Annotated in this window: 8 protein-coding genes; all 8 read left to right on the top strand. The window is 35.9% G+C overall.

Going from position 1 to position 12,660, the window contains the following annotated elements:
* The first annotated feature begins 69 nt into the window (after positions 1–69).
* The 8 genes from DFQ09_RS01885 (at position 70) to DFQ09_RS01850 (ending at position 12,577) form a co-directional block, all read left to right on the top strand.
* Entirely contained in the window at positions 70–1,467 is a 1,398-nt protein-coding gene (locus tag DFQ09_RS01885; protein ID WP_115807892.1) for a glucoamylase family protein, read from the top strand.
* Positions 1,454–2,812: a glucoamylase family protein gene (locus DFQ09_RS01880; protein WP_115807891.1), complete on the top strand. Its 1,359-nt coding sequence runs from the start codon at positions 1,454–1,456 to the stop codon at positions 2,810–2,812. Before DFQ09_RS01885 ends, DFQ09_RS01880 begins: the two co-directional genes overlap by 14 nt.
* 19 nt (positions 2,813–2,831) lie before the next feature.
* A complete protein-coding gene (locus DFQ09_RS01875) occupies positions 2,832–3,632 on the top strand; it encodes a carboxylesterase family protein (protein WP_115807890.1) in 801 nt (266 codons plus the stop codon).
* Between the two features lie 4 nt (positions 3,633–3,636).
* On the top strand, positions 3,637–5,976 hold the full coding sequence (gene bglX, locus DFQ09_RS01870; RefSeq protein WP_115807889.1) for a beta-glucosidase BglX: 2,340 nt from the start codon (positions 3,637–3,639) through the stop codon (positions 5,974–5,976).
* Positions 5,977–5,983: 7 nt separating this feature from the next.
* Positions 5,984–8,200 carry a glycoside hydrolase family 3 N-terminal domain-containing protein gene (locus DFQ09_RS01865; RefSeq protein ID WP_115807888.1) on the top strand — a complete coding sequence of 739 codons (2,217 nt, stop codon included), beginning with the start codon at positions 5,984–5,986 and terminating at the stop codon, positions 8,198–8,200.
* A 138-nt stretch (positions 8,201–8,338) separates the two neighbouring features.
* On the top strand, positions 8,339–9,223 hold the full coding sequence (locus tag DFQ09_RS01860; RefSeq protein WP_115807887.1) for an alpha/beta hydrolase: 885 nt from the start codon (positions 8,339–8,341) through the stop codon (positions 9,221–9,223).
* A 2-nt stretch (positions 9,224–9,225) separates the two neighbouring features.
* Positions 9,226–11,073 (top strand): family 43 glycosylhydrolase, encoded by a 1,848-nt coding sequence (locus tag DFQ09_RS01855; RefSeq protein ID WP_115807886.1) that lies wholly within the window; start codon positions 9,226–9,228, stop codon positions 11,071–11,073.
* A gap of 127 nt (positions 11,074–11,200) precedes the next feature.
* Positions 11,201–12,577: a sugar porter family MFS transporter gene (locus DFQ09_RS01850; RefSeq protein WP_115807885.1), complete on the top strand. Its 1,377-nt coding sequence runs from the start codon at positions 11,201–11,203 to the stop codon at positions 12,575–12,577.
* Positions 12,578–12,660: the final 83 nt, after the last annotated feature.

Genomic DNA, 12,660 nt, shown 5'->3' with positions numbered 1-12,660 from the left:
TCACTTATTTATTTTTAGCGGCATTTTATTTTCTAAGATGCCGCTATATTCTTACTTAATTTTTAAATAATGAACTTATATAAAACACTTGTCACTGGTTGTTTATTGTGTCTTGTTGTTGGGTGTAAATCCAATGATAAAAAGAACGATGTAAGTAACATGGAAGTGAACCAAAATGAGACTAGCCTAATAGTGGATTTACGTAATAATGGTCTTCTAGATACCATCCAAAAACAAACCATCAATTACTTTTGGGAAGGTGCAGAACCAAATTCTGGTTTAGCTAGAGAGCGTTTGCATATGGACGATGTTTATCCGGGTTCTCCGAAAAACACAGTAACTACAGGAGGAAGTGGATTTGGTGTAATGGCGATTTTAGTTGGGATAGAAAGAGGGTACATTAATAAAGATGAAGCCTTAGATAGATTTCTCAAAAATGTTGATTTTCTAGAGAAAGCAGACCGTTTTCATGGCGCCTGGCCGCACTGGTTAAATGGAGAGACAGGTGAAGTACTTGCTTTTAGTAAAAAAGATGATGGAGGAGATTTAGTAGAAACCGCATTTTTAATTCAAGGGTTATTAACCGTTGCAGAATATTTTGATGGTAACACAGAAAAAGAAAAGCAACTGGTTTCTAAGATCGATGAATTGTGGAGAAGTGTAGAATGGGATTGGTATACTAAAAACGGAGAAGACGTATTGTATTGGCATTGGTCTCCAAAATATGGTTGGGACATGAATTTCCCAGTTGGTGGTTATAACGAATGCTTAATAATGTATGTATTGGCTGCAGCCTCACCAACACATGCTATTACTAAATCGGTTTATGAAAAAGGTTGGGCTAAAAATGGTGCTATTGTTTCGGATAAAACCTTCTACGATGAAGAGGTGATCTTAAACTATTATGAACACAATGATTATTTAACCGGACCATTATTTTGGGCACATTATTCCTATTTAGGTTTAAATCCAAAAGGCTTGTCTGATCAGTATGCCGATTATTGGAAATTAACTCAAAATCATGCTAAAATCCATTATAAATACGCTGTAGATAATCCAAAGAATTTTAAAGGTTATGGAGATAGTCTTTGGGGATTTACATCGAGTTATTCGGTTAAAGGCTATTTTGGCCATAGTCCAGAAAATGATATTGGAGTGGTGTCGCCAACAGCAGCATTGTCATCATTTCCATATACTCCACAAGAGAGTATGAATGTATTAGAAAATATTTATAAAAACCATGATAGTCTTGTTGGTAAATACGGCCCGTATGATGCTTTTAGTTTTGAGCATAAGTGGTCTACACCACGATATTTAGCTATCGACCAAGGCCCTATTCCTGTAATGATAGAGAATTATAGAACAGGTTTATTATGGAACTTATTTATGAAAAATAGAGATGTACAATCAGGTTTGGATAAACTTGGTTTTAATTATAAAAAGATTGATAAAGATGAGAATTTTTAGTTTAGTATTAATCGGCTTAATGTGTTTTAGTTGTGGTTCGGATGATGGGCCTGGTTACCAAGAGCCTTATAATCCAAATGATGATGATCCGGTTGTTGAAACCTTGACGGATGAAGAATTAATGGATTTAACACAAGAAACAACCTTCAAATATTTTTGGGATTATGCTGATGCTAACTCTGGTGCGGCAAGAGAACGCTACCATCCTAATGATCCTACAAATAGTGAAAATATAGTAACCACTGGTGGCAGCGGATTTGGGTTAATGGCCATTTTGGTAGGCATAGAACGTGGATATATTTCAAGAGCTGAAGGCTTTAATAGGCTAAATCAAATTGTCGACTTTTTTGAAGGTGCAGATCGTTTTCATGGAGCTTGGTCACATTGGATCAATGGAACTAACGGAAGCGCAATTGCATTTAGTACAGAAGATAATGGTGGAGATTTAGTTGAAACTGCTTTGTTAGCTCAAGGTCTCATTTGTGTTAAAGAATATTTTAAAAATGGCTCTGCTGATGAAGCGGCTTTAGCAACTCAGGCAGATGAATTATGGAAAGGCATAGAATGGAATTGGTACACGCAAAATCAAAATGCCTTGTATTGGCATTGGAGTCCTAATAATGGCTTTTCAATAAACTTAGAACTCAAAGGTTATAATGAAACGCTAATAGCGTTTATTTTAGGTGCAGCTTCGCCGGACTTCCCTATTCCGGCAGAAGTGTACCATCAAGGTTGGGCAAATAATGGAAGCATAGTGTCTTCTTCAAGCCAATATGGTATTCCGTTAATACTAGATCACGCAGGTTCGGGTACTGGTCCATTGTTTTGGGCACACTATTCGTTCTTAGGCTTAAACCCTACAAACCTTTCAGATCAGTATGCTAATTATTGGGATCTAAATGTAAACCATACAAATATCAATTATCAACACAGTGTTATCAATCCAAATAATTTCGTAGGTTATGGTGAAGATTGTTGGGGTTTAACAGCAAGTTATAGTCGAAATTCAGATGGTTCCACAGGGTATTCAGCACATAGTCCCGAAAATGATTTAGGTGTTATTTCACCAACAGCAGCCATTAGTTCTATTCCATATACTCCTGAGAAATCATTAGCAGCAATGCATTATTTCTATAGTAAAAAGGACATATTAATGGGGACAGCAGGTTTTTATGATGCCTTTAGTCCACATTATAACGATTGGGTAACCGAACGTTATTTAGCCATAGACCAAGGGCCAGAAATTATTATGATCGAAAATCATAGATCTGGTTTATTGTGGAATCTTTTTATGCAAAATGAAGATATTCACAACGGCTTGGATGCTTTAGGCTTTAACTATTAAATAATAAAAATAACTGAATATGAAATATCAATTATTAACCTTAATATTTAGTGTTATGGTCTTTAGTTCAGGTGCTGTAAATGCGCAGCAAAATGAATCTTCAAAAGAATTATTTTCATATGAAAATCATATTGTAGATGGAGACACGCTTAATTACAGAATGCTTTTACCTAAGGGTTTTGATGAATCTAAAACGTATCCATTAGTCCTAATGCTTCATGGAGCAGGTGAACGTGGAAATGATAATAAAAAGCAACTCGCTCATGGTAGCAACTTGTTTTTAAACGAAACGATAAGAGATTCGTTTCCTGCAATTGTTATTTTTCCACAATGTCCCCGAAATGATTATTGGTCTAAATTAGAAGCAGATCGTTCAACAAAACCAATCACATTCAAGTATAACTATAATGAGGCACCAACTACTGCAATGGCGTTAGTGATGGATTTAATGGACACGATGGTTGCAAAATCTTATGTAAAAACAGATCAGGTTTATGCTATGGGATTATCTATGGGAGGCATGGGAACTTTCGAAATTATCTACCGTAAATCCGAAATGTTTGCTGCAGCTATTCCAATCTGTGGAGGTGGTGATCCAGCTTCAGTAACAGAATATGCTAAAACAATCCCTTTATGGATATTACACGGCGCAAAAGATGATGTGGTGGACCCTAAACTATCTTTAAACATGGCTTCTGCAATAATAAGTGCAGGAGGCTTTCCTAAATTGACTTTATACGATTTTGCAAACCATAACAGCTGGGATCCAGCTTTTGCAGAACCTGAATTATTAACATGGCTTTTTTCAAAAATAAAATAACACAATGACAAAACAAATTTTCCTTAAACTAACAGCATTTTCTATAATAGCATTCACGTTAACGAGTTGCGATTCAAATTCGACGGCAACTAAAACAGCTTCTACAAATAACAATCCATTTGAAGCTCAAGTCGATTCTATTTTAGGTCTTATGACTTTAGATGAAAAAATAGGACAACTTAATCTTCCTGTTTCTGGTGATATTACAACAGGTCTTGGTACGAGCTCTGATGTGGGCAAAAAAATCCAAGACGGTTTAGTAGGGGGTATGTTCAATATAAAATCGGTTGAAAAAATTAGAGCAGTTCAAAAGATTGCTGTTGAAGAAAGCCGCTTAAAGATTCCATTACTTTTCGGAATGGATGTTATTCATGGTTACGAAACAACCTTCCCAATTCCTCTAGGTTTATCGTCTACTTGGGATATGGAACTTATAGAAAAAACAGCACGTATGGCGGCGACCGAAGCGAGTGCGGATGGTATTAACTGGACGTTCTCTCCGATGGTAGATATTTCGCGCGATCCACGTTGGGGACGCGTTTCTGAAGGAAATGGTGAAGACCCATATTTAGGAAGCCGTATTGCAGAAGCGATGGTGAGAGGGTATCAACAAGATGACTTAAGTGAGAATAACACGTTGATGGCATGTGTAAAACATTTTGCTTTATATGGAGCTTCAGAAGCTGGTCGTGATTATAACACGGTTGATATGAGTAAGATCAGAATGTATAATGAATATTTAGAGCCTTACAAAGCTGCTATTGATGCAGGTGTAGGTTCTGTAATGGCTTCATTTAATGAAATTGATGGTATACCAGCAACAGGAAACAAATGGTTGCTTACAGATTTATTAAGAGATGATTGGGGTTTTGATGGTTTTGTAGTTACCGATTATACCGGAATCTATGAAATGATGGCACATGGAGTAGGTAATGAAGAAGAAGTGGTGGCTCAGTCTTTAAATGCAGGAATTGATATGGATATGGCAGGTGATTCTCCAGTCGCGTCTGCTGCATTTGTAAAATCTTTAAAAGGAGCTTTAGATAAAGGCATGGTAAAGATTGAAGACATAGATATCGCCGTAAAACGTATGTTAACTGCGAAATATCAGTTAGGTTTATTTGATGATCCTTACAGATATTTGGATAGTGACAGAGCAAAAAACGAAGTGTTTACAGACGAAAACAGAGCTTTTGCTAGAAAAGTGGGAGCAGAATCTACAGTATTACTTAAAAATGAAAACAATCTATTGCCATTAAAAAAAGAAGGTACTATTGCTTTAATCGGGCCACTAGGAAATAATGCTGTAAATATGGCTGGTACTTGGAGTGTAGCGACAAACCAAGAAAAATCAAATCCGTTTTTAGCAGGTTTAAAAACGGTTGTTGGTGACAAGGCTAATGTTTTATATGCTAAAGGAAGTAATCTAGATTACGATTTAGAACTAGAACAAAAAGCAACCATGTTCGGTAAAACCATTCCAAGAGATGGTAGAACAGATAAACAATTATTAGATGAAGCCTTAAGTATCGCTAATAAAGCTGACGTTATTGTTGCTGCTATTGGTGAGTCTGCTGAATTTAGTGGAGAAAGTAGTAGTAGAACAGAAATAGGAATTCCTCAAGTTCAAAAAGATTTATTAAATGCCTTACTAAAAACAGGAAAACCTGTTGTTTTAGTATTGTTTACAGGACGACCTTTAGAATTGGTTGAAGAACATGAAAATGTACCTGCCATCCTTAATGTTTGGTTCCCTGGAAGTGAAGCAGGTTTAGCTATTTCAGACGTGTTATTTGGCGATGTAAACCCTTCAGGTAAATTAACGGCAACCTTCCCAAGAAGTGTTGGTCAAATTCCAATTTTTTACAATCATAAAAACACAGGAAGACCTTTAATGAATGAAGAAGGTAAATTTGAAAAATTCAGAAGTAATTACATCGATGAACGCAACGAGCCATTATATGCTTTTGGTTATGGCTTAAGTTATACGACATTCGATTATTCAAACTTAAATCTTAATACAGCAACAATCGGAATGGATGGTTCAGTTGAGGTTTCTGTAGATGTTACCAATTCTGGTGATTACGATGGTAAAGAGGTCGTGCAACTTTACATTAGAGATGTTGTAGGTTCTGTAACGAGACCTTTAAAAGAATTAAAAGGTTTTCAGAAAGTTGAAATTAAAAAAGGAGACACAAAAACAGTAAGCTTCAAAATAACCGTTGAAGACTTAAAATTCTATAATTCAGATTTAGATTTTGTAGCAGAACCAGGAAAATTCCATGTGTTTATGGGTACAGACTCTAATACTAAAATGATGAAAGAATTTGAACTAACAAAGTAAATCGAGCATGAGATTAAGATTCCTATACATCGCACTTATTTGCCTTTTCAATCAGAGTTTTTCTCAAAACTATGAAGCTAAAGTAGATTCATTAATGCAATTAATGACACTTCAAGAAAAGATCGGGCAAACCGTTATGTATGGTGGTCATTGGGATCAAACAGGGCCATTTGTTGGAGCTGATAATGGCAAATATATTCGCGAAGGTAATATGGGAGCCATGCTTAATGCTATGTCTGCAAAAGGCACGCGCGACTTACAAAAAATCGCAGTAGAGGAAACCCGTTTGGGAATTCCGTTGTTGTTTGGCTATGATGTCATTCATGGGCATCGCACTATTTTCCCAATTAATTTAGGCTTATCGGCAAGTTGGGATTTAAAAATGGTAGAGGAAAGTTCTAGAATTGCGGCAGAAGAAGCTTCTGCAGAAGGCATTCATTGGACGTTTGCGCCTATGATTGATGTCTCTAGAGAACCACGTTGGGGACGTATTTCTGAAGGTGCGGGCGAAGACGTTTATCTTAATAGTGTTATCGGTCAGGCTTATGTTCGTGGATTTCAAGGAGACGATTTATCGCAGCCGAATACCATTTTAGCTTGTGCTAAACATTATGTGGCTTATGGAGCTGCTCAAGCAGGAAGAGATTATCATACCACCAATATGGGGGAAGGAGAACTTAGAAATGTGTATTTACCACCTTTTAAAGCTGCTGTGGATGCAGGTGTAGAAACCTTTATGTCGGCTTTTAATGAATTGAATGGTGTGCCAACATCTGGAAACAAGTTCACCTTACGAGATATTCTTCGTGATGAATGGAAATATGATGGTTTCGTCGTTTCGGATTACACATCCATTAATGAAATGATTCAGCACGGATTTGCTAAAGATAGTATTGATGCGGCTAGAATAGGAATGAATGCTGGTGTAGAAATGGACATGATGGGACATGTTTACCGTTTACATCTTCAAAAATTAGTAGAGGAAAACAAAGTCCCTGAAGCGTATATAAATGAGGCTTGTAAACGAATTTTATTAGCTAAATATAAGTTGGGCTTGTTTGATGATCCTTATCATTATATTGATGAAGAGCGTGAAGCGACTACAGCATACAAGCCAGAATTTTTAACCAAAGCGAGAGAAATTGCCGCAGCATCATCGGTGTTACTGCAAAATAAGAATAATGCTTTACCACTTTCAAAACATACAAAAAAGATAGCGTTTATAGGGCCTTTAGTAAAAGATGAATCTGATATCATTGGCAATTGGGCGGCACAAGGTGACCGTGGAGGAAAAGCAGTTAGTGTGTTCGAAGGTATTTCAGAATATCTAAATTCTAATCAGATTTTATACGCCAAAGGTTGTGACATTTTAAAAGATGACGACTCTGGTTTTAAAGAAGCGATTTCAATATCTAAACAAGCCGACGAAATTGTTTTAGTCATGGGTGAAGATCATCACATGAGTGGCGAAGCAGCATCTAGAACCGATTTAAAAATCCCAGGGATTCAGCCAGAATTGATTAAAAAAATAAGAGAAGCGAATCCGAATAAAAAAATCACATTGGTTTTAATGAATGGTCGTCCTCTAAATCTTTCGGATGAGGTTCACTTGGTGGATGCTATTTTAGAAATTTGGTTTCCAGGAACCATGGGTGGAGCAGCAACTGCAGATTTATTGTTCGGAACGGTTAATCCTTCAGGGAAATTAACGGTTACATTTCCAAGAAATGTGGGACAGGTACCAATTTATTACAGCATGAAAAATACAGGACGTCCGATTCCTGAAAGCAATCCTAAAGAGGATTATAAAAGTAATTATATCGATGTGCCAAATACACCGTTGTTTGTCTTTGGTCATGGTTTAAGTTATACGGAATTTAAATATTCGGATTTTAAATTGTCTTCAGAAAACTTAACATTTTCAAAAACCATTGAAGCGAGTATTACGATTACAAACACAGGGAATTCTGACGGCCATGAAATCGCACAGCTTTACATTCACGATAAAGTAGGAAGTGTCACACGACCAGTAAAAGAGTTGAAAGGCTTTCAAAAGATTTTTCTAAAAAAAGGAGAAAAGAAAACGGTCACATTTACGATTTCAGTAGAAGACCTAAAGTTTTATAACAGTGAAATGATTTATGGAGTGGAGACTGGTGATTTTGAGATTGCCATTACACCAAGTTCTGATTTTAAATTTAAATACAGTTTTCAATTACAATAAGCTAAATAAATAATTACAGTGTTTTTAAGGTGCTATTTAAGGATTTGAAGACTTTATTTTAATAGATTAACAATTACTCTAAATTCAACTGAAGGTGAAACTGTAATACGTGGAATTTTAATTGAGAAAATAAACTAAATGAAAATTATATTAATCACACTCGTAACACTAATTACGTTTAGTCTTTCCGCTCAAACAAAGGAGACTTATATCTATTCTATTAAAGGAAATGATACCTTAAGTATGGATGTGTTTACACCGAAAAACATTAAAAAAACAGATTCACTTCCTGTACTACTTTGGATGCATGGTGGTGGGTTTTCAGGTAGTCATCGTGCGTATCCAGATGACACTAATTTGGTAAAATATGCAGCTGAAAAACAAAATTATATAGGTGTTTCTATCGATTACCGTTTGCTTAGACAAAATAAAACTACTGGCTTTGGATGCGATTGCACTAAAGATGAGAAAATGGAAACCTTTAAACAAGCTGCAATCGATTATTTAGATGCCGCAAAATTTTTGGTTGAACGCGCTCAGATGCTTCAAATTGATCCTACTAAAATTATAGCAGGCGGCAGTAGTGCAGGGGCAGAGGGCATACTAAATGCCGTGTATATGAAGGATTATTTTGTAACGGACAAAAACGCTTATAATAGTGTGTCATTTGCAGGAGTGTTTTCTTGTGCAGGTGCTGTGGTTGATGCGAGATATATTACAAAAGAAAATGCCGTTCCAACAGTATTATATCACGGAACAGAAGATCGATTAGTTCCGTTTGCTAATGCATCACATCATTATTGCGATCCAAAGAAAGCCGGTTATATAATGTTAGATGGTTCTGAAGTTATAGCGAATCAACTCGAAGAATTTGATACCGCATATTCCTTTAATATCGTTAAAGGTGGTGGTCATGAGATTGCCCGAATTCCTTTTGAAGATTTAGAGAAGGTATTCAGCTTTTTTAAGCAAACGATGCTAAATAAAGAAGTTATTCAAACAAAAATTATAAGAACTAAATAATCATGAAAAACATACTTTTTCTATTCACTATAGCATTTCTTTTTTCGTGTAATAACGACAAGAGTCAGCGTTCAGAAGAACTTTCTAATACCAAGGAGAAATCAGAATTAATAAAAGGACTTGACACCTATATCAACCCATTAGATATAGATTATACCTATATGGTTTATAATTCTAGTCAAAATAAATCGTACCGTTCAGGAGCCGATCCTGCTGTTATAGAATTTAAAGGAGAATACTACATGTTTGTAACACGGTCTTTTGGGTATTGGCATTCTACAGATTTGATTAATTGGAATTTTATAAAGCCACAACAATGGTTTTTTGAAGGGAGTAATGCTCCAACAGCTTTTAACTACAAAGATTCGTTAGTGTACTTTGCTGGTAACCCTGCTGGTTACGGAAGTATTCTTTATACCGACGATCCAAAAAGTGGCAAATGGGAACCAACAGCGTCTATATCTACTAATATTCAAGATTCGGAATTGTTCATTGATGATGATGGTAAGACCTACCTATATTGGGGGTCTTCTAATGTTAATCCACTTCGTGTAAAAATGTTAGATAAAGACGATCGTTTTTTAGAAACAGGAGTTCAGAAAGAGTTATTCAATCTTGTTGAGGAAGAACATGGATGGGAACGTTTTGGAGAAAATAACTTTCACCCGACTTTAAAAGAAGGCTATATGGAAGGAGCTTCCATGACCAAACACAACGGAAAATACTATTTACAATACGCAGCACCTGGTACACAATTTAATGTGTATGCCGATGGAGTTTATGTTGGTGATACACCACTTGGGCCTTTTACATATATGAAAAATAACCCTATGAGTTTTAAGCCTGGTGGATTTACCAATGGTGCTGGTCATGGCATAACGGTTAAACAAACCAATGGGCAATATTGGCATTTTGGAACAATGGCATTGGCGTCTAATGCGCAATGGGAGCGCCGTTTGTGTATGTTTCCGACTTACTTTGATGCCGATGGTTTAATGTATACCAATACTGCTTATGGGGATTATCCGCGTTTTGGTTCTAGTCATCCTACAAAAGCAGGACACCACAATGGTTGGATGTTGTTGTCTTATAAAGGCGATGTTACGGTGTCATCGTCGTTAATGCAGATTATGAAATTTACGTCGAATGATGACGACGTAAAAGTTACCGAATTACCACTCGAGAAAAATACGGATGGTGAAATAACGTCTAAAATATTAACCGATGAAAACCCTAAAACATTTTGGGTTGCAGAAGCTAATGACGATAAACAATGGATAACAATTGAAATGCAGAAGCCTGGCAATATCAATGCTTTTCAATTAAATTTTCATGATCATGATTCTGGGATTTATACACGTGTCGAAGGATTAAAACATCAATTTACTATTGAGGTTTCAGAAGATGGTACTAAATGGCAAACTGTAGTAGATCGAAGTAATAGTGAAAAGGATACACCCAATGCTTATATCGTATTAGATGAAGCTGTAAAGGCAAAGTACGTCCGTTATAACAATATAAAAGTACCTGGTGCAAACTTTGCAATGTCAGAGTTTAGGGTGTTTGGTTTAGGGCTAGATGCTAAGCCAGCTAATGTTTCCGGATTCGAGGTAAAAAGAGAAGAAGATCGCAGAGATGTATCATTTTCTTGGAATCCTATAGAAGGAGCTCAAGGGTATAATATTCGTTGGGGAATTGCAGAAGATAAACTCTATCAGTCTTGGCAAGTCTATGATACTAACGAACATTTTATGCGTTCTTTAGATCGTGATACACCGTATTATTTTACGATAGAAGCGTTTAGCGAAAACGGAATTTCTGAAAAGAGTAAAGTCATATTTGTAGAATAATTTTTTAATATGAACTGTTAATTGATACATGTAGTATCTCTCAAGCCATTTGCAAATTTTAATTACATTGCAGCTATAAAAACTTAGATAAACTAAAACTCTAACTAATATTAAATAAATTTATAAAATGAAAAAAAGTGTTTTTTTATTATTAATCGCAGCGGTTTCCGCCTTAGGGGGTTTGCTCTTTGGTTATGATACAGGTGTTATTAATGGAGCGCAATTTTATCTTACTGAGTATTTTGACTTAAGCGACGCATTAAAAGGCTGGGTTGTTGGTAGTGCACTTTTGGGGTGTTTCGTAGGAGCTATTATTGCAGGGCCTTTGAGTATTAAAATCGGAAGGAAAAAATCTTTAATAATTTCGGCAATATTCTTTACCGTTTCAGCTTATGGATCGGGTTTACCAGAACTATTTCCTCAAACCGTTAGTATGTTAGTGGTTTTTAGAATTATCGGTGGTTTAGGTATTGGTGTGGCATCAATGAATGCACCTATGTATATCGCAGAAATTGCTCCTTCAAATATTAGAGGTCGTATGGTTACCTATTATCAATTAGCGATTGTAATTGGCTTTTTTGTGGTATTCTTAGCGACGTATTTTATTGGTAACGATTTAACCGTAGCAGAGAATATAGAATTCGGTTGGCGTCGTATGTTTTGGTCAGAGTTAATTCCGAGTCTTTTGTTTTTAATACTATTGTTTATAGTGCCTAAAAGTCCGCGTTGGTTGGCTTTAAAAGGAAAAGAAAAAGAAGCTTTAGCTGTTTTGCAGAAAATAAATGGTGATGACTTAGCCGCCGAAGAAATGGTTAATATTAAGAAGTCTTTAGACGAAACTAATGATGGTATTAAAGTGAGTTATTTCTCTAAAGGCATATTAGCTATTATTGCGATTGGTACGGTGCTTTCGGTATTGCAACAGTTTACAGGGATCAATGCGGTATTATATTATGGTGCAGATATTTTTGAAAAAGCACTTGGCTTTGGAAAAGAAGATGTTCTTGCTCAACAAATATTATTGGCCTTTGTAAACTTAGTATTCACTTTCGTGGCGATGTTTACTGTAGATAAATTTGGAAGAAAACCATTGCTCTATATTGGCTCTATCGGAATGATTATTGGATTTTTACTTTTAGGAGTTACACTACAGCAAGAAAATGTAGGAGTGTTATCTCTAATTGGAGTGTTAATTTTTATTGCATCGTTTGCATTATCAATGGGACCAGTAGTATGGGTTTTATTGTCAGAAATGTTTCCAAATAAAATAAGAAGTGTTGCTATGTCTGTTGCTGTTGCGGCACAATGGGCTGCTAATTATGTAGTGTCACAATCGTTCCCTGTTGTAATGGGAAGTGACGTAAACAATAGTGCGCCTTGGAATGGCTCTTTACCTTATTATATATTTATAGCATTTATATTAATCATAGTCTTTGTAACCTATAAGTTTATACCAGAAACCAAAGGAAAATCTTTAGAAGAGATTGAGGGCTTTTGGAAGTAAGTAAATTATATAATTTTAAAATATAAAGAAACCCGATTCATATGAATCGGGTTTTTTATGTTAAAGCCAAAAAACTAAAGACC

The organism is Winogradskyella pacifica, assembly GCF_003386275.1.
Classification (GTDB): domain Bacteria; phylum Bacteroidota; class Bacteroidia; order Flavobacteriales; family Flavobacteriaceae; genus Winogradskyella; species Winogradskyella pacifica.
The sequence above is the reverse complement of the archived record's forward strand: the minus strand, read 5'-3'. Positions and strand labels throughout refer to the sequence as shown.